Source organism: Bernardetia aquimarina, assembly GCF_042180575.1.
Taxonomy (GTDB): domain Bacteria; phylum Bacteroidota; class Bacteroidia; order Cytophagales; family Bernardetiaceae; genus Bernardetia.
In genome coordinates this window covers 4,335,017-4,356,846 of record NZ_CP170094.1, presented here as the reverse complement: position 1 = coordinate 4,356,846, position 21,830 = coordinate 4,335,017, and the positions used below count along the sequence as shown (strand labels likewise).

General features: G+C 32.5%; 9 protein-coding genes. All 9 read left to right on the top strand.

Features of this window, described 5'->3' with window-relative positions:
• Positions 1 to 115 precede the first annotated feature (115 nt).
• The 9 genes from fahA (at position 116) to ACE193_RS18605 (ending at position 21,812) form a co-directional block, all read left to right on the top strand.
• A complete protein-coding gene (fahA, locus tag ACE193_RS18645; protein ID WP_375559728.1) occupies positions 116 to 1,387 on the top strand; it encodes a fumarylacetoacetase in 1,272 nt (423 codons plus the stop codon).
• 201 nt (positions 1,388 to 1,588) lie between these two features.
• Positions 1,589 to 4,786 carry a two-component regulator propeller domain-containing protein gene (locus ACE193_RS18640; protein ID WP_375559727.1) on the top strand — a complete coding sequence of 1,066 codons (3,198 nt, stop codon included), beginning with the start codon at positions 1,589 to 1,591 and terminating at the stop codon, positions 4,784 to 4,786.
• Between the two features lie 113 nt (positions 4,787 to 4,899).
• Positions 4,900 to 5,643, top strand: a complete 744-nt coding sequence (locus tag ACE193_RS18635) for a LytR/AlgR family response regulator transcription factor (RefSeq protein WP_375559726.1) — start codon at positions 4,900 to 4,902, stop codon at positions 5,641 to 5,643.
• Between the two features lie 146 nt (positions 5,644 to 5,789).
• Positions 5,790 to 11,447 carry an HYR domain-containing protein gene (locus ACE193_RS18630; RefSeq protein WP_375559725.1) on the top strand — a complete coding sequence of 1,886 codons (5,658 nt, stop codon included), beginning with the start codon at positions 5,790 to 5,792 and terminating at the stop codon, positions 11,445 to 11,447.
• A 341-nt stretch (positions 11,448 to 11,788) separates the two neighbouring features.
• Complete coding sequence (locus tag ACE193_RS18625; protein ID WP_375559724.1) at positions 11,789 to 12,253, top strand: transposase; 465 nt, start codon at positions 11,789 to 11,791, stop codon at positions 12,251 to 12,253.
• 57 nt (positions 12,254 to 12,310) lie between these two features.
• The gene (locus tag ACE193_RS18620; RefSeq protein WP_375559723.1) at positions 12,311 to 12,736 is read left to right on the top strand and encodes a transposase; all 426 of its coding nucleotides are present in this window, start codon (positions 12,311 to 12,313) and stop codon (positions 12,734 to 12,736) included.
• 335 nt (positions 12,737 to 13,071) lie between these two features.
• Positions 13,072 to 19,731, top strand: coding sequence for a BspA family leucine-rich repeat surface protein (locus ACE193_RS18615; protein ID WP_375559722.1), 6,660 nt, complete (start codon positions 13,072 to 13,074; stop codon positions 19,729 to 19,731).
• A gap of 189 nt (positions 19,732 to 19,920) precedes the next feature.
• Positions 19,921 to 21,345, top strand: coding sequence for an Hpt domain-containing protein (locus ACE193_RS18610; RefSeq protein ID WP_375559721.1), 1,425 nt, complete (start codon positions 19,921 to 19,923; stop codon positions 21,343 to 21,345).
• Positions 21,346 to 21,350: 5 nt separating this feature from the next.
• Positions 21,351 to 21,812, top strand: a complete 462-nt coding sequence (locus tag ACE193_RS18605) for a hypothetical protein (protein WP_375559720.1) — start codon at positions 21,351 to 21,353, stop codon at positions 21,810 to 21,812.
• Positions 21,813 to 21,830 lie beyond the last annotated feature (18 nt).

The following is a 21,830-nucleotide window of genomic DNA, read 5'->3' as shown; positions in this document are numbered from 1 at the left end:
AAATCAATTCTATACGATTGTGTATATTTGCAGTATAGTAACTTTTTAACCTTGCCTTTGTTGGTGTTTTAGCATAGCGACACCAGCAAAATAAACTAAAATAAATACACATTTCATGTCAGCACACACATTCAAAGCTAATAATCCAGCCTTAAAATCTTTTGTAGAAGTTGCGAAAGATTCAGACTTTCCAATTCAGAACTTACCATTTGGTATTTTTTCTACTGACAACCAAGATGCTCGTGTAGGCGTTCGTATTGGAGATTTTGTATTAGATTTGGCAGAACTTTCTGATTCAAATTTATTAAATGATTTAGATTTTGACCACAGCGTTTTTTATGAAAGTGTTCTTAATCCTTTTATAGAATTAGGTCAAGAAAATTGGAGAACAACACGAGAAAAAATTTCAGAATTATTGCAAGAGGGTTCTGATTTGGAAAAACAAAAAGACAAAGTTCTCTTTCCTGTTGCAAACGTAACGATGCACATGCCTGTACAAGTAGGCGATTATACTGATTTTTATTCTAGCATCGAACACGCTACCAATTTAGGAAAACTTTTCAGACCTAATGCAGAGGCATTGATGCCAAATTGGAAACATATTCCTGTTGGTTATCACGGACGAGCTTCTTCGATTGTTATTTCAGGAACAGAAATCCATAGACCAAAAGGACAAATAAAACCAAATCCAGAAGAGCCACCTATTTTTTCTCCTTGTAAAACATTAGATTTTGAATTAGAAATGGCTTTTATTGTCGGAAAATCTACAAAATTAGGAGAATCTGTAACGATTGATACAGCAGAAGACCATATTTTTGGAATGGTTGTCTTTAATGATTGGTCGGCTAGAGATATTCAAAAATGGGAATATGTGCCATTAGGACCTTTCTTGGGAAAAAGTTTTGCTTCTTCTATTTCGCCTTGGATAGTTACGCTTGATGCTTTAGAGCCGTTCAGAGTAGAAAGTCCAAAGCAAGATCCAGAAGTTTTGGATTATTTGAAATACACAGGAAAACATAATTTTAATATTAGCTTAGAAGTCGATTTTATTCCTGAAAATGGAGAAGCGACTACAATTAGTCATTCAAGTTTCAAATATTTGTACTGGAATATGGCACAACAGCTTACACACCATACCGTAAATGGTTGTAATATCAATGTTGGCGATATGTGTGCTTCGGGAACAATTAGTGGAAAAGATGAAAATTCGTATGGTTCACTTATTGAACTTACACAAGGAGGCAAAAAAATGATTCCATTGAAAAATGGCGTAGAACGCAAATTTATTCAAGACAATGATACGATTGTAATGCGTGGCTTTTGTCAGAATGATTCTGTAAGAATTGGTTTTGGAGAAGTAAGTGGAAAAATTCTTCCTGCTAAATAAAACATTGAAATTTGATTTTCACAAAAAATGCTTGCAACTTAAATGAGTTTGTAAGCATTTTTTGATTTAAAAACACTACTTTTAAATTATTCTATTTCTTTTTTTGGAATAAAAATTAAATAAATTACCATTTTCGGATTTATAATTAATAATTTACATTCGTAATCCGTAATTCGTAATTAATTCTTTGATTGCTATTCAATGAATAATTGGCTTAAAATATTATTTCTTTTTCTGCTTATTAGCTTTATATCTCAAAAAAGTTATGCTCAAAACTATGTTCTAAATTATCAACATCTTCAAACAAAAGATGGTCTAGCCAATGCTTTTGTAAACTGTGCATTGCAAGATAAAGAGGGTTTTATGTGGTTTGGAACAAATGATGGATTATCTAGATATGACGGCAAAAATTTTATTACACTTCGAAATGATGAAGAAAACAGTATATTTTTGGGTTCAAATTCAGTGCAAGCGATTGTACAATTAGATGAACATTATCTTTTACTTGGTACAACGGCAGGACTTAGTAAGCTAGATTTATACACTCAAAAAATTTCTACGATTGATTTTTTTAATCAGAAAAATATTCTATCTATTTTGATTGATTCTGAAAAAACAATATGGATTATTGCTAACGAGCAACTATTTTTCAAGAAAGTAAATCATCACAAGTGGCAAAATTATTCAGATGAATTCCCAAGTTTTTCCCAAAAAAAAATAACAGGTATTTATGAACGTATTTTAAAAAATAAAAATCAAGAAGACGAAAAATATCTACTTATTACTGAGGAGTTAATTGATAAAAATATCACATTAACAAAAATTTTATACAAAAAAAAGACAAATCAAGAGTGGAAAGATATAGCATTATTCCCCTTTTATAGCGACTATTTTGACAAAAAAAATGAATTATGGTTTTCATATAATTTAGATACTAAAAATTATAGTCACTTATATAAAGTCTATGACACAACAGTATTCAAAATAAATATTTTGCCTAATTTTTTTAATACTTGTGACAAACTAGGACTTCCTTTTTCTTCTGAAGTTCAAGAAAATGATAATTTGTATAGTTACAACTCACAAGGCATTTTGATAATTGATAAAAGTAAAAAAAGAATCTCAAACTATATTGATTTTACAAATTCTCCTCTCAACACAAGCAAATATTCTATTGTATTTATCTACAAAGACAGAACAGATAATTTATGGATTTGTACCTATGGAGCTGGTATTGCAGTTGTTCCCCTGTACACCCTTTTTAGTTTGAGAGAATATAAATTAGGAGCAAGTGTGCGTACTATTTTTCAAGAACCCACTACTAAAAATATGTGGATTGGAACATATAATAAAGAAAATAAAATAGATATTTTTTTGGGGGATTCAATCAAAAAAATGTGGGCTTATAACTCGTATCCAAATTTATTTAAACAACAAATCTATACACAATCTTCTTTTTCACCTCCTCTATGGTTTGCAACCAACCAAGGAATTATAAAAATCAATCTAACAACATTTCAAAAATCCATTGAGTACAACACTAAAGAAAATTGCACTGCTCTTTTGCCACTCAATGACTCTACAGTTTGGTTTGCAGAAGGAGATATACTTCAAAAATACAATCCCATTACAAAACAGATGCTTTCCTCTACAGAATATGGAAAAGTAACTTGTTTGTATTATACAAAACAAAATGAAATTTGGGTAGGCTCTCAAAATAATGGTATTGCTTTACTTAAAAGTACACACAAAAAACCCGTTTTTTATAATCCAAACTCAAAATCTAAAAATACAACTTGCTATGTTTTATCTATTCATCAAGATAAAAAAGGAGTAATTTGGTTAGGCACTAAAGATGGATTTTATCGTTTTGATACTCTTACTAAAATTTTCAAAAAATATACTGTTAGTGATGGATTGCCTAATGAGGTTATTTATGCTATTTTGGAAGATGAAAATTATAATCTTTGGCTAAGTACAAATTATGGCATTTCAAAATTTAATAAAGAAACAGAAATATTTGAAAATTATGATGAGTCAGATGGATTACAAAATAATGAATTTAATACGAAAGCCCATTTCAAAAGTGAAGAAGGAGAACTTTTTTTTGGTGGAATAAATGGACTCAATGCTTTTTTTCCTAATCAAATGAAACGAAATAATTTTGTACCTCCTTTATATTTTACTAAAATCACCAAACAAGATTCTATAATTAAATTTGATAAACCATTAAATCAAGTCAAAAAATTAGAATTACCGATTAAGGAAGCACAGATTCTGAGTTTTGACTTTGTGGCTCTCAATTATTACCGTCCAGAAAAAAATCAATATGCCTACAAAATAGATGAACTTCAAAGTGATTGGATTAATCTAGGAAATGAAGGTAAACTGACTCTTACAGGACTTGCACACGGAAAATATACTCTTCGAATAAAAGCTGCCAATAATCACGGCATCTGGAATGACAAAGGAATTACTCTAAAACTAATTCTTGTTGCACCTTTTTATCTTCAACCTTGGTTTTTATTTAGTTTACTTATCTTATTTTTAGTGTTGGTTTATCTTATCTATAAATGGAGATTATATCAAATCGGATTAGGCAAAAAACTTTTAGAAGAACAAATCCAAAAAGCTACTCAAGCATTAGCCAACAAAAATATTCTTTTTGAGAAGCAAAATAAAGCCTTAGAAAAATCAAATGCGACTCAAAATCAGCTTTTTGCCATTATTGCCCACGATTTACGGAGTCCTTTAATAGCTTTTCAAGATATTTCCAAACAAATAGATTATTTTTTAAAAAAGAATAATTCTGAAGGATTGCACCAACTAGGAGAATACATTGATAATTCAGTTCAAAACCTGAATACATTACTTAATAATTTATTGAATTGGGCTTTAACTCAACAACATCAAATAAAATACAGCCCACAAATAATTGACTTACAAAGCGTTACAAAAGAAACTATCAATATTTATCACAATCTTGCTCAAAGTCTGCACATAGAAATTGATGTACAAATCAATACAGATTTGTTTATCTATGTAGATAAAAATTCGTTTCAGACCATTATCAGAAACCTTATATCTAATGCTTTAAAATTTACTCCCAACGAAGGCAAAATCAACATTTTGGCATATCAAGAAGCAAATCAAAATGAAATTATCTTGCAACTAACAGATACAGGAATTGGAATGAGTAATGATGCTCAAAAAGAAATATTTGAGCTTAATTTGGCTCATACTAGAAAAGGATTACGAGGAGAAAAAAGTACAGGTTTGGGACTGGTTTTGTGTTATGAATTTGCTCAAATGAACGGTATTACTATCGATATAGAAAGCAAAAAAAATGAAGGAACTACTTTTACTCTTGTTATTCCAACTATTTCTCCAACGGAGTAAAAACCATTCATTCATCAAAAACAACCGTTTAATTTAAAAAATCTACCTTTTAGAATTATTTTACTTGACCATTGGATTGTAATTTTTATATTTACTAAAAAACAAAAAAATGTATGAGGATTATTGCAGTAGAAGATGAACCAATTTTTGCGACTACTATTAGAAGAATTATTGAAGATGATTTGGGTTATGAATTGGTCGGAATGACAGATAATTCAGAAGAAATGCTTCGTTTTTTTGTGAGCATGAAACCTGATTTGGCTCTGATGGATATTCATATCAATGGCTCAATGAATGGAATTGAGGTTGCCAAAAAAATTTCTAATTCAGAGTTTTCTGTACCTATTATTTTTATTACTTCGTATGAGGATAGAGCGATTTTTGATTCGGCAAAAGAAGCAAACCCTTATGCCTATATCACAAAACCTATTGATGCTGATTTATTACAACGCACCATCGAATTAGCTATTTCTCGTTATTCAAAACCCAATCATAATGAAGATGGTAAAGAATGGAAAAGCGATATTTTGATTCGTGACCATTTTTTTATCAAAACAGAAACTAATCAACTACAAAAAGTAGCCATTAAAGATATTTTGGTAGTCGAAATAATAGATAAAGCCTGTCAGATTACAACAAAAGAAAAAACATTTACTGTCAAAATGCCTCTCAAAGAAATTGAAGAGCGTTTGCCAATTACAGATTTTGTACAAATACACAGAAACACCATTGTCAATGCTTATTTTATAGATAATATTGATTTGCAAGACAATGTACTTACCATAGGTAAAAATCATTATGATATTAGCCGAAGACACAAAGAAAACTTACTTAGTAGGCTCAATATGCTCAAATAGATAAAAATTAACAAAAAGTTAAAAACGCTTAACTCTTAAAATCAACCACTCAGTGCCAAATTTCAACCACTGAAGTACTTTGTTAAGTTTCACATAGAGAGAGTGAGTATTTTTGAAGTAAAATTTACTAAAAAAACTTTTACCTCATGAAAAAGCTACTACTTTTCCTCAAAAATAGCATTTTACTTTTTATACTACTTGCAATTTCCTATCAAGTAAAAGCACAAGATACCACACCTCCTGTTTTTGCAATGCCTGAAAATGCCTCTTTTGATTGTGTATTAAATGGACAAACTAGAGTATTAAACTATAATATTGGAGCTGGTGATGAGTTTGATGATACTATTTTGCAAGCCACTACTACTGGGGGACTATTGGGGGGAGCTTTTGCACAAGGTGGAGGTATTACATTCGACATAACCCCAACCAACTCAATAGTCATTACTTCTTTTGATTTATATCTTTATACAAATGGAGTAGCCACTTCATTTAATGTAGATGTATTTTATAAAAGGGGGTCAAGAGTAGGCTTTGAAAATAATGCTTCTGCTTGGACATTAGCAGGAACTGCAACTATTCCATTTAATGGAAGTACTTCACTTAAAAATGTAGATTTTGGAGCATTAGGACTCTTAGAAGGAGAAACGTATGCTATTTGGATTAGAGGTTATGCTGGTGTGAGTGCTATGGTTCCAGTTACTAATAATGCAGTAAATATTGGAGATGCTAATTTTACTACTGCCAATCATCACGCCGTAACAGGAGCTTTCCAAGGAGCAAACATAGGTGGTGGTCCTTATTATTTTAGAGGAAATATAAATTATGTCTTAGCTCCTTTTAGTAATGTAACACAAATAGCAGGTTTACCTTCTGGGAGTGCCTTTCCTATTGGTGTTACTACCAATACTTTTACTGCGACGGATGTAGCAGGGAATGTAGCCACAAAATCATTTACAGTTACAGTAAATGAAGACACACAAAAACCAACACTTACGGCAAAAACAGATTATACAAGAAATACAGATACAGGAAATTGTACTTTCACAAATACAGATATTCCAAATGGAATAGCAGCAGATAATTGTTCCGTTGCTTCTTATTCGTATGTTTTGACAGGAGCAACAACTGGAACAGTTACAACTCTTGTAAATCAAGCATTTAATGTCGGAATTACGACAGTTACTTGGACTGCAACTGATACAAATGGTAATATTTCCAATTCTGATGATTTTACGGTTACCGTTTCTGACACTCAATTACCAACGCTCACAGCAAAAACAGATTATACAAGAAATGCTGATACAGGAAATTGTAATTTTACAAATACAGATATTCCAAATGGTGTAGCAACTGATAATTGTTCTGTTGCTTCCTATTCGTATGTTCTGACAGGTGCAACAACAGGAACAGTTACTACACTTGTAAATCAAGTTTTCAACCTTGGAGTTACAACAGTTACTTGGACAGCAACAGATACAAATGGTAATGTTTCATTAAGTGATGATTTTACAGTTACAGTTTCGGATAATCAATTACCAACACTTACAGCAAAACCAAATTATACAAGAAATGCTGATACAGGAAATTGTAGTTTTATTAATACAGATATTCCAAATGGTGTAGCAACTGATAATTGTTCAGTTGCTTCTTATTCGTATGTTCTAACAGGAGCAACAACTGGAACAGTTACAACACTTACAAATCAAGTTTTCAACCTTGGCGTTACAACCGTTACTTGGACAGCAACTGATGGAAGTGGAAATATTTCATTAAGTGATGATTTTACAGTTACAGTTTCGGATAATCAATTACCAACACTTACAGCACAAGCAGACTTTACAAGAAATGCTGATACAGGAAATTGTAGTTTTATTAATACAGATATTCCAAATGGAACTGCAACAGATAATTGTTCAGTAGCTTCCTATTTGTATGTTCTGACAGGTGCAACAACTGGAACAATTACAACTTTAGCAAATCAAGTTTTCAATGTAGGAACTACGACAGTTACTTGGACTGCAACTGATACAAATGGTAATATTTCCAATTCTGATGATTTTACGGTTACCGTTTCTGACACTCAATTACCAACGCTCACAGCAAAAACAGATTATACAAGAAATGCTGATACAGGAAATTGTAATTTTACAAATACAGATATTCCAAATGGAACTGCAACAGATAATTGTACTGTAGCTTCTTACTCGTATGTTCTGACTGGCGCAACAACTGGAACAGTTACTACTTTAGCAAATCAAGTTTTCAACGTAGGAATAACGACAGTTACTTGGACAGCAACTGATGTGAATGGAAATATTTCCAATTCTGATGATTTTACAGTTACAGTTTCGGATAATCAATTACCACTTCTAACAGCACAAGCAGACTTTACAAGAAATGCTGATACAGGAAATTGTAGTTTTATTAATACAGATATTCCAAATGGAACTGCAACAGATAATTGTACTGTAGCTTCTTACTCGTATGTTCTGACTGGCGCAACAACTGGAACAGTTACTACTTTAGCAAATCAAGTTTTCAATGTAGGAACTACAACAGTTACTTGGACAGCAACAGATGCAAATGGAAATATTTCCAATTCTGATGATTTTACAGTTACAGTTTCGGATAATCAATTACCACTTCTAACAGCACAAACAGACTTTACAAGAAATGCTGATACAGGAAATTGTAGTTTTATTAATACAGATATTCCAAATGGAACTGCAACAGATAATTGTTCAGTAGCTTCCTATTCGTATGTTCTGACAGGTGCAACAACTGGAACAATTACAACTTTAGCAAATCAAGTTTTCAATGTAGGAACTACAACAGTTACTTGGACAGCAACAGATGCAGCAGGTAATACTTCTGCAAGTGATGATTTTACAATTACAGTAAATGATACTCAGTTACCAATTCTAACAGCAAAACCAAATTATACAAGAAATGCAGATAATGGAGTTTGTTCTTTTACAAATACAGATATTCCAAATGGAGTTGCAGCAGATAATTGTTCTGTTGCTTCCTATTCGTATGTTCTGACTGGTGCAACAACAGGAACAGTTACAACTCTAGCAAATCAAGTATTTAATTTAGGAACAACAACAGTTACTTGGACAGCAATAGATGTAAATGGTAATACTTCTGCAAGTGATGAATTTACTGTTACTGTAAATGATACACAGTTACCAACTTTGACAGCACAAACAGATTTTACAAGAAATGCTGATACAGGAAATTGTAATTTTATCAATCTAATAGGTGCAACCAATATTCCAAACGGAATTGCTACTGATAATTGTTCAGTTGCTTCCTACTCATACATTTTGACTGGGGCAACTACTGGAACAGTTACAACATTAGCAAATCAAGTATTCAATGTCGGAATTACAATAATTACTTGGACTGCAACAGATGTAAATGGAAATATTTCATTAAGTGATGATTTTACAGTTACAGTTTCTGATACACAAAACCCTACTATTACTTGTCCTACAAATATAATTGTCAATAATGACCCTAATATTTGTGGTGCAATCGTAACTTTTGCTCTGCCAACTGTGTCAGATAATTGTACGATTGCTTCACTCAATCAAACAGCAGGAATTGCTTCTGGAGATTTATATCCTGTCGGAACAACTACAAATACATTTCTTGTAACTGATAATAATGGAAATACAGCGACTTGTTCGTTTGATGTAACCGTAAATCAGCGTTATGAGCTTTTGTATTCGACTGCTGGTTTTTCTGAAATTTATCCAACCACTTCAGGAGTTTTGGGAAATACAATTTCTATAAAAAGCTATGCCTGTGATATTTTTACAGGAACAAACGGAGAAAACTTTATTGCCACAGGAAAAGTAACAGTTTCAAACATTCCTGCTGGTCTGACAGCCTCAATTATTAAAATTTCAGATACAGAATTAGCTTTTAGATTAGAAGGTTCAGCAATAAATAATGCCGTTGTTGATGAAATTGAAAACCTAACAGTAATTTTCAATGATGCTGCTTTTGTGGGTGTAACGGCTGCAAATGTAATCACTTCTATCAAAACTGATTTAGTGATTCGTTTCTTAGATTTCATTCCTCTTAATCTTCGTGCAACTGCTATTTCTACTTCTCAAATAAATCTAACGTGGGAAAGAAATAGTCAAGTTCATAGAGCTTATAGATTGTACCGAAATAACCGTTTTGTAAGAGAGTTTCCAACTACAATTACAAGTTATTCTGATGAAAATCTAAATCCAGATACTCGTTACAGCTATAAATTAGTCGGAGTTGTAAATCAAAACATAGAATCTGATGCTTCTCGTGCTAACGAATGGACGTTCCCAGAAAAACCTATTTTACTTTCTATTTCTACTATTTGTGGAGAAGGGAAAGCAAATCTAAAAATCGAAGGTTCGGGAACAATATTTAGAGTTTATGCACAAGAAACAAATGGAAATTTACTTTTAGAAAGTAGCAATGGAAGTTTTGAATTACCTTCTATTTCTGAAACTACCACGTTTTATGCTTCTGTTATCGGAAGAGGTGGAACGGAAAGCGAAAGAATACCTATTTTGGTAAATGTACAACCTACTTTTGAAGCAAAAATTGTAGGAGAAAATAACCGAGAAAGTTGCGAAAATTCTATTGAACTAACAGCCCAAGAGGTAGAAAACGCAACTTATACGTGGTTTTTGAATGGAACTAATTTGGGAACAAATGGACAAACTATTACAGCAAATTATTCGGGCAATTATCAAGTATTCGTGCAAAAAGGAGTTTGTAGTTTTATGTCTGAAAAAGTAAAAGTAAAATTAAATCAAAATCCAGTCGCTAAAATTCAACAATCAAATAGCACAAAATTCTGTCAAAATGGAACTATCAATGCCGTTTCAACAGGAGAAAATATCAATTATGAATGGATTTTGAATAATGTAATTGTAGGAAACAATCAAAGTTTGAATGTTACTCAATCAGGGATTTATACATTACAAATAACAAATGCAACTGGTTGCCAAGCAAGTAGTGAAATTGAAATAATTGTTACAGATATTCCTCAAACACCTATTTTAGAAGCAAGTGAGAGTATTATTTGTCCAAATACAGAAACTACAATTTCTATTCAGAATCCTCAAAACGATGTGATTTATCAATGGTTTAGAAATGGAGGAAATTTAAGAAAAAATGGAAATTCGATTTCTACTTCTATAAAAGGAAGCTATGAAGTTCGTGCAATTTCTAATCAAAATAATGCTTGTAACTCCCTTTCAAATGAACTAGAAATTAACCACTTTGAAGTATTGCCAATTTATTTGAGAATTAGTGAAGATAAAACGTCTCTTTTTGTAGAAGATGTAAATTTATCTCAATCTGAAATTGCAAATATAGAATGGTATTTTGAAGGAGAATTAGAGACTGATTTAGGTTCTACTTTTGAAATTAGCCCAACAGTAAATGGTAATTATTCTGCCAAAATCACAAATCAAAATGGGTGTTTAATCCAAACTAGAACAGTTTATTTCTCTGTTCCCAAAACTCCAGTTATTACAGGTAAAGAAGATTTGAAAAATGATTTATTCAAAATTTATCCAAATCCAAGTAGTGGGCTATTCAATATTCATTTTGGAAATTCTCTAACAGAAGATATTCAAATCACTGTTTTTGATGGAATTGGTAGAAAAATTTACACAAAAACGCTTGAAAAAGGAAGTCAAGATTTCAAAATAAGTCTTCAAAATAAGCCAAGTGGAATGTATATGATTCGTTTTAATCAAACTAACTCAGTCTATTCAAAACAAATTATTATCGAATAAAAATTAGAATAAAGATAATCCAATGGATTAAAGTAACAGATAAAACCATTCTTCATTGAGGAATGGTTTTTTTACTTTTTATTATCATTTTGTTTTTAGTTTAAAACTATACAAATGATTTTTTGATAAAATTATGGCAGAAATAGATAAGTTAAAAAAAGAAAGATTTGTGTATATTCTTAAACATACAGAACAGTTATACTCATCCATAATTAGATTTCGAAAATAGTTAGCATTTGATTATCTTTAGATTATGATTTTTCAACTTAGTGATTCTGATAGAGAAATTTTAGCAACTTATCGTAGTAGGTAAGAAGAACTATATTCGTTGTACTGTGCTTTTGAGTTTAGACCAAGGTAAATCAGCAAAAGAACTCTCTGAAATTTTAGGCATTGACTTGAGCAGTATTTATAATTATGTAAAAAGTTATGAACATTCTGGTGTTTCTAGCTTTATTTCTTCTAATTATTTGGGTTTTTGGGGCAAACTAGACAACTTTGAGTTAGCTGCATTAGATAAAGAACTTCGTTCTCACTTGCATAAAAATTGTCAATCTATTGCTTATTGGATAAAAGAAAATTTAGGTATCGATTATGCTCTTAAAAGTCTTCCTAGCTTAATGAAACGTCTGGGTTTCTCCTATAAAAAGACAAAAACAGTTCCTGCTAAGGCAGATAAGGAGCTTCAAACTCACTTTTTAGAAGATATAGAGGCTTTGATAGAACGTTTAGATTCAGAAAATGCCGTCCTACTTTATTCAGATGCTGTTCATCCTCAGTGGAATACACGAAGTAATTATGGTTAGATTCCAACAGGAGAGGAGCATGAAATCAAAAGTATAAGTGGTAGAAAACGTATAAACTTGACAGGCACAGTAAATGTCCAAAACCCAAGTGATATACTCATTAGTGAATCAAAAACAGTTGATTCAGATAGTGTAAGAGAGTTTTTAGATAAAGTAGAAGTAGCGTATTCAGATAAAAGTAAGGTTTACATTGTCTTAGACCAAGCCTCTTATTTCAAATCTTATTTGGTTCAAGATTGGATATATGACTCTAAAATAGAACTCATTTATTTACCCACTTACTCACCTAATTTAAACTTAATTGAAAGGCTTTGGAAGTTCATGAGAAAGAAAGTAATTGATTACGAATACTACGACACATTTAAAAAATTTAGGACTAATGTCCTTACATTTTTCGAATATATCGTTGATTATAAAGATGAGCTAGAAGAACTTTTAGCTCCGAATTTTCACGTCCAATTTTCGAAAACCAATTTCTATTGAGTATATATTATAATCAGCAATTCCCAATGTGAATTAAATTAGCAATATTGCTGATATATGATTAGCTAAAAAATACCCCAAATGCCCTATTTTTACTTATTTTCTAATCCAATACTTTTGTAATTCATTATGAGAGAGCATTTCTCTCTTACATCTGCAAAGATATGTAGCAAACTATAAATGAGCTATTTAAATACAGCAGATGATATTATTTCATTTTATAATATAAATTAATAATGTTACAAAAGTTTTACAGTTTTCAAATTAATTACTGGCAAAGCCTTTTGATTAAAAGTGTTTTTCTATTCATCATTTGCTGCTCTATTCAGCAAGTCATGGCACAACCTACTACAGAAATAGCAAAGCTATTATCTACAGACATAGAAAGTTATGATTATTTTGGTGCATCGGTTTCTATTTCAGGCGATTATGCCATTGTAGGAGCTTTGGAAGAAGATACAGGAGGAGCTGACGCAGGAGCAGCTTATATTTTTAAGCGTGATGGCTCTAACTGGATACAGGAAACCAAGATACAAGCAAATGATATACAAGCAAATGATTACTTTGGGCAATCGGTTTCTATTTCAGGCGATTATGCTATTGTGGGTGCTTATGGGGAAGATACAGGAGGAAGTTTTGCTGGGGCAGCTTATGTTTTTAAACGCAACGGATCTACTTGGACTCAAGAAGCCAAAATACAGGCAAGCGATGTGCAAACTCTTAGTATATTCGGTTGGGCAGTTTCTATTTCAGGAGACTATGCTATTGTAGGTGCTCATGGAAGTGATGGTGCAACAGCCGACGCAGGAGCAGCTTATATTTTCAAACGTAATGGCTCTAACTGGGTAGAGGAAGCTAAGGTATTTGCTAGTGATGGAGATTTCAATGATAATTTTGCTCGTTCAGTTGCCATTTCAAATGATTATGCTGTTGTAGGAGCTAGAGCAGAAGATACACAAGAAGAGAATTCTGGTGCTGTTTATATTTTTGAACGTAATGGCACTTCTTGGACACAAGAAACAAAAATAAAGGCAAATGATGTACAAGGTGTTGGACTTTTTGGTCATTCTGTGTCTGTTTCTGGAGAATATATTTTAGTAGGAGCGCATGGTTATCGTGATAGTGCACTAGGTGGAAACGTAGGAGCAGCTTACATGCTTAAGCATACAGGTACAACTTGGGTGCAAGAAACTAAAATACAAGCAAGCGATGCACAAAGTGGAGAATTATTTGGTTACTCTGTGTCTATACAAGATGATAAGGCAATTATAGGAGCAACTCAAGGCGTTTTAGGTGGAGGTTCTGGCTCTGCTTATATGTTTAAGAGAGTAGGTACAAGTTGGGTAGAAGAACAAAAAGTACAGGCTAGTGATGCTGAAAATGGAGATTATTTTGGTTTTTCTGTTTCTACTTCAATAGATTATGCTATTGTAGGAGCACCTAGAGAAACTACAGGAGGCAGTTTTGCTGGAGCAGCCTACATATTTGGAAATTCTCCCACGCCTACCCCAGACTCTTTCCGTACTACTTGGATAACCACTGATGGAACAATCATGATTCCAACAGAAACAACAGAGACATATAATTATGACATTACTTGGACAAACCTTAGCAACACAGGTGTAGGAGATGGCTCTGCTACAGGACAAACTGGAGATTATACCATCACAGGTTTAGAAAATGGGAGTAGTTATGAAATAGCTATCACTGGAGATTTCCCAAGGTTTTATATGAATAATAATTTAGCAGAGAAAACAAAAATAAGAACCATAGAAGCATGGGGGAATATAGCTTGGACTTCGATGGCAAAGGCTTTTTATGGTTGCAACAACCTTACTTATAATGCCACTGATACTCCCAACTTAACAGGAGTCACAGACCTATCTTTCATGTTTCGTAGATGCACCATATTTGATGGTAACACAACTATGAATACTTGGGATACAGACAATATTACAGACATGTCTAGTATGTTTTATGCTGCAATAGCTTTTAATCAAGATATTGGAGGGTGGAATACAAGTAATGTTACAGATATGACTAGTATGTTTAATCTTGCAATAGCTTTCAATCAAGATATTGGAGGGTGGAATACAAGTAACGTCACATTAATGACTGAGATGTTTAGTGCTGCACAGGCTTTCAATCAAGACATTGGAGGGTGGAATACAAGTAATGTTACAAGTATGTATGGTTTGTTTCGAGGTGCAAGAGCTTTCAATCAAGATATTGGAGGGTGGAATACAAGCAATGTTACAAGTATGCCTGTTTTGTTTCAAGGTGCAAGGGCTTTCAATCAAGATATTGGAGGGTGGAATACAAGCAATGTTACAGGTATGCATGCTATATTTGAAGGTGCAATAGCTTTCAATCAAGATATTGGAGGATGGAATACAAGTAATGTTATATATATGTCTGAGATGTTTTTGGGTGCAACGGCTTTTAATCAAGATATTGGTGGGTGGAATACAAGTAATGTTATATATATGTTTGGGATGTTTAGTAATGCAATAGCTTTCAATCAAGATATTGGAGGGTGGAATACAGGTAATGTTACAGATATGTCTGCTATGTTTTTAGGTGCAACGGCTTTCAATCAAGATATTGGAGGATGGGATATATCTAGTGTTGTGGATATGCCAGACATGCTTAATAACTCAGGATTAAATACAACTAACTATGATGCTACACTCATAGACTGGGCTGGACAGACTCTACGACCTAATGTAACTTTAGGAGCTACTGCCTTAACTTACTGTACGGCAGTAACTGAAAGAAATACTCTTACTTCTGCTCCTAATAATTGGACAATTACAGGAGATGCTCTTTTGTGTGCTGCAAATGCGAATATTAATGTCCAAGGTAATGGTAATGATATTGCTGATGGAGATATGACTCCAAGCACAACAGACAATACAGATTTTGGTAGTGTAACAACAAGTAGAAGAGTAACCTACATTATTGAAAACACAGGAACAGCAGATTTAGATATTTCATCTATCAATGTGAGTGGTGCAAATAGCTCTGACTTCTCGTTAGGTATATCATTTCCAGTAACTATTCTACCAGGAGGGTTAGGCATTCGCATGGATCTTATATTTACACCTTCTGCTGCTGGGTTGCGTACTGCAACGATTACTATTAATAGTAATGACCCTGATGAAGCTGCTTTTGATTTTGCTGTACAAGGTACAGGGGATATAGCTTCAAATAACAATGCCTTAAGTTTAGATGGAGTTGATGACTATGTTGATATTGGTTTTATTCCTGTTACCTCAGCATATACTTATGAAATGTGGTTTAAGGCAGATACACCTAATACTATGTTATTAGATGGAACAGATGCTGCTGGTAGTCTTCAAAGTTATAGTTTTCTTGGTTTTGGGAGAGGAGGAGAATTACGATTTGGACAACGTGTTCCAGCTGCAGATTTAGGAGGAGATGAGGTTACTACAACAGGAGTAAATTATATTGATAATCAGTGGCATCACATAGCTGCTGTTAAAACCAATACACAACTCTTACTTTACTTCGATGGTGTTTTAGTTGGAAGCACTGCATCAACAACCTCTATAAACAATAACGTTTATTATTATTTAGGTCATTTAGGAAGTGGTAATAGAAGACTTAGTGGTGCTTTAGACGAAGTTCGTATTTGGAATGTAGCTCGTAGTTGTTCAGAAATTAATGCGAATATAAATAATGAACTAGTTGGAAATGAAACAGGTTTACTCGCTTATTACAACTTTAACCAAGGGGTTGCAGGAGGAAATAATACAACAGTTACGACCTTGAATGACTTGACAAGCAACAATAATGATGGAACGCTCACTAATTTTGCTCTGACAGGAGCTTCTTCAAACTGGATCGACGGCTCTTCAAATGGTGTTAGTGGTACTGCGCCAAGCAATATAGCTGAAATAAACGTACAAGGAAATGCTACTTCTATTGTTTCTGGTGATGTTACCCCAAGTATTGCTGATAATACAGATTTTGGAAATGTAACAACAAGCAGAACCATTACTTATACTATTCAGAACACAGTAACAAACTCTAGCTTAACTATTTCTTCCATTAATGTAACAGGAACAAATGCAACAGATTTTGCAGTAAGTAATTTTACAAATAATACTACTATTGCTGGAAATACCACGACTACATTTGATGTTACTTTCACTCCAAGTGGGACAGGAACCAGAACTGCAACAATTACCATCAATAATAACGATTGTGATGAGAGAGATTATTATTTTTCCGTACAAGGAACAAATATAAGTCCTCCAGAAATAAACCTTCAAGGAAATGGCAATGATATTCTAAATGGAGCTACATTTGTCAGTACAGGTAATAGTACAGATTTTGGTACAGGTTGTTCAATAGTTACACATAGATTTACTATACAAAACACAGGTACAGGAACATTAAACTTGACAGGAACACCGTTAGTAGCTATTTCAGGATCATCTGATTTTGATGTTAGCACACAACCAACAGCAAATTCAATTCTTGCAAATGGAAGTCTGATATTTGATATTACTTATACACCAACCAACACAGGTACACAGACAGCCACAATTTCTATTGCTAATAATGATAGTAATGAAAACCCTTATACTTTTATAGTTAGTGGGACAAAATTAGCTGATACTCAAGTTCCAAGTCTTACTCTTCCTACTGATATAACAATTCCTGTTGATGCAGCAAGTTGTACAGCAGTGGTAAACTATTTCATCTCAGTAAACGATAATTGTGAGATAGCCACTAACAACCAAACGGCAGGATTATCTTCAGGCTCTGCATTTCCTATTGGTGTTACTACAAATACTTTCGTAGTAACTGATGCAGCAGGAAATACTACAACAGAATCATTCACAGTAACGGTTAATCCTACAAGGGAAATTGATGTTATTGGCAACTCTGTTAGTATCGTAAATGGAGATATTACACCAAATACAGCAGACGACACAGATTTTGGAAATGTAATTACAGATAACACCAAAACCTATGTACTGTCTAATACAGGAAGCGAAGTAATATCTATAGCTTCAATTACAAGTGATAATGCCGAGTTTGTAGTATCTAATATTCCGACAACAATAGCAGCAGGAGCAACAGAAACATTTGATGTTACTTTTACTCCAACTACCTATCTAGTACAAACAGCTACAATTACGATAAATAATAATGATTGTGATGATGTAGTATATGAATTTATGGTGCAAGGAAAAAAGGTAGTTCCTACTCCACCTTTACCAACACCTGCTACGCCTATTAACCTTGTGGCAACAGCTATCAGTACAACACAGATTAATCTTGAATGGCAACCGATTACACAGAATATAACTTCATACAGACTTTTTCAAAACAATGTTCTGATTGCAACTCTACCAAGTAATGCATCAAGTTATGAAGCAATAGATTTGAACCCTGATACTTTTTATTCTTTTAGTTTAGTTTCTATAAATGAAAGAGTTGGAGAGACAAAACTTTCAGCTCCTGTAGCTGATAATGAGTGGACATTCCCAGAAATACCTAGCGTAATTTCAGTTTCTACAGTTTGTGGAGAAGGAAAAGCTACACTAAAAATCACTGCTCCATCAGGAACGATTTATAGAGTTTATGACCAACAAACAGATGGAAATTTATTGGTAGAAAGTGATGATTCTGATTTTGAATTGCCTTCTATTTCTCAGCAAACTACATTTTATGTTTCTGTTGTTGGAAGGAGTGAAAAAGAAAGTGAAAGAATACCTATTTTGGTAGAAGCCCAACCTACTTTTGAAGCCAAAATAATGGGAGGAAATCTGCAAACAAGCTGCGAAAACTCTATTGAACTAACTGCTCAAGAAGTAGAAAACGCAACTTATGTTTGGTATCTGAACGGAAATAAAACAGAACTGACAGCACAAACTATCAGTGCAACTAGCCAAGGATACTACCAAGTGATTGTACAAAAAGGAGTTTGTAGTATTATCTCTAATAAGGTAACTGTAAAACTAAACCAGAATCCTGTTGCCAAAATACAAGAAAAAAATGGCATAATTTTCTGTGAGAACGGAATACTCAATGCTATTTCAGCAGGACAAAATATGAGTTACGAATGGTTACTAAACAATGAAATTATTGGTAATAGCAAAAGCCAAGAGGTTACACAGTCTGGAGTCTATAGACTCCAAGTAACAAATGAAAATACTTGTCAGTCAAGTACAGAAATTGAGGTAACAGTAACAAACACTCCTCAAAATCCTATTTTGGAGGTAGCTGAAAGCAATATTTGTCCAAATATAGAAGTAATACTTTCTATTCAAAATCCACAGAATGATGTTATTTATGAGTGGTTTAGAAATGGTAGAAAGATAGCAAAAACAGGAAGTGCAGTTTCTACTTCTATACAAGGAAAGTATTTTGTTCGTGCAGCTTCCAATCAAAGTAATGCTTGTTATTCAATATCAAATGAAATAGCCATTAATCGTTTTGAAGTTCTTCCAGTTTATTTGAGACTAAGTGAAGATGAAAAATCTCTTTTCTTAGAAGATATAAACGGTTCTCAAAATGATATTGTAAGTGTTGATTGGTATTTTGAAGAAGAACTAAAAACTGATTTAGGTTCTACTTTTGAAATTAGCCCAACAGTAAATGGTAATTATTCTGCCAAAATCACAAATCAAAATGGGTGTTTAATCCAAACTAGAACAGTTTATTTCTCTGTTCCCAAAACTCCAGTTATTACAGGTGAAGAAGATTTGAAAAATGATTTATTCAAAATTTACCCAAACCCAAGTAATGGAACTTTCAATATTCATTTTGAAAAAGCTGTCTTAGAAGATATAAAAATCACTATTTTTGATGGAATTGGTAGAAGGGTTTATACAAAAACGCTTGAAAAAGGAAGTCAAGAGTTCAAAATAAACCTTCAAAAACAGCCAAGTGGAATGTATATGATTCGTTTTAATCAAAATAATTCATTTTATTCTAAACAAATTATTATTGAATAATATCTAAATAAGAAAAGTTAACAGATTAAAGTAGTAAATAGGAAAACCACTCTTCGCTGAAGAGTGGTTTTTTTTATTGATTTAGAAGCCAATTAGATTTGTTTTATTTATTTTTTCTAAAAAAAATTAGATAGTTTTCGTAATTTTAGGTATATTTTCTATCAAATTTATTTCTTGTCAATTTTTAACGTGCCTAACAAAATCCTATCAAAAAATATCTCTTCATCATCTGAATTTAATGCTCGCAAACTTTCTTTTGTTTCGAATCGCATTCAGATTTTCTATATAGATGAAAAAGGATTTATTATGAAAACATGTGATGGAATTTGGCAAATCAAACAAAATCAAGACGTTAATTTTTTTGATACTTTTGAAACCTTTAAATTTCATAAAGAAGCCATTGATTTTCTTTTAAAAAACACAGAAAAAAACACCAACAGAGAACAAAAAAATTTAGCTATCAACAACTTAGAAATCTTTTTTGAAGAAGAGTTTTTTTATGTAGATGTTTTATTTACAGTCAAAAAAAACTCAGAAACAGCGAAAGAGCTTTTTTTAGAATGTCTGATAGAAGACAAAACAGCCTATTATCAATCTTTAAAAAATTTAGAGGAAAGTCATAAACTACAAGAAATTGAGTTTTTGAATGAAAAATGGCAACTTACTAAAGATGCCGAACTTTCGGAAGTAAAACATCAAGAAGCACTTACTACACTTAACGAACAGTTACGAGTAGATTGGACAAACTTACTTGCTGATAATCTCAAAAGAACAACTACACAAAACTTTATTCAGTATAATTCTGAGTCTGATTCTAAAAACAAACAAAGCATTGAAAATTTAATTAAATTATCGGCTTCTTTTGAAAAAATAAGTGGCATTCGTCTTTTTCCTCCAAAAATTAAAGCCTTTATTTCTACTCAAAAAACATTTACCTATCTAGGTGATAATGAAACTCATCAGTTACTTATTGAGAAAATGATTCAATTAGCAGGAGGAAAGTTTGTAATTTATTCTGATGCTACCCAAAAAGAATTTGATTTCTCTGAAATAGATTTTATTTTTATAGAACAACACTTTATAAAAAAAGAATTAGAAAACAAAAAACAATCTTGTTTGCTTGTCGAACCTAGTTTTTTAGAAAATGAGCAGCATTTGATAAACAATGAAACAAATTTATTGATTTATCCTTTGTATCCTTTTCAGATTTGGCAACAACTACTATCCTTTACAAACACCAATACTATGAGCTACCACGAAAAAATTGACCTTTCTCAAATCTATGAAATTGTAGATAACGAGCCGATGCTTGTTCAGAATATGCTACAAATTTTGGATAAAAACCTAAGAGACTATCCAGCACAACTACAACAGGAATTTAAAAATGGAGAACTAGACACACTTCGCCAAACTGTGCATAAATTCAAATCGTGTACAGCTTATACAGGTTTGACACAATTCAATACCACCCTTTCAGAAATAGAAGCTAGTAAAGAAAACGGCTGGACAATAGCACAAATTAAAGATAAATTAGAATTTGTCTTGCAAGCTATTCCTGTTATTAAAGTGCAGGTAGAAGAGAAATTGAGTGATTTAGAGAAGAAGATGTCTTGATTATTATGAATGTAAAAATATTTTTTTTCTATGCCTTGATAGCCATTTTTCTATTATTTTCTTGTCGTTCTCTAATAGAAGATGATGATAAAACGAAATGTATTTATTCATCTGTTTTTGAAGGAAGTATGAGTATAGACTTATTTGAAGTAAAAGAAGATAATACGTTTCGATATTATTCTGTAGATTTTGGCAACTCTCAAAACACAGAAGGAAGATGGTATTACAAAGGAGATACTATAGTTTTGCATAAATATAGAGACAGCACAACTACTTATGGAGATCTTTTTATAAGATATGAAACTGTTCCTTATTTTAGATTAAATGGAAAAGATACTTTGTCTTTGAAAGACTTGACTTACCCAAATGTTCGAAAGCGTTTGAGATATCACAACCCACCCAAAAATGTTTTTTTTAGAGTAAATAGAACAAAAGCAAATATGAAAATCAAGAAAAAGCAACCATAACTTGCCGTTGTCGGTGTC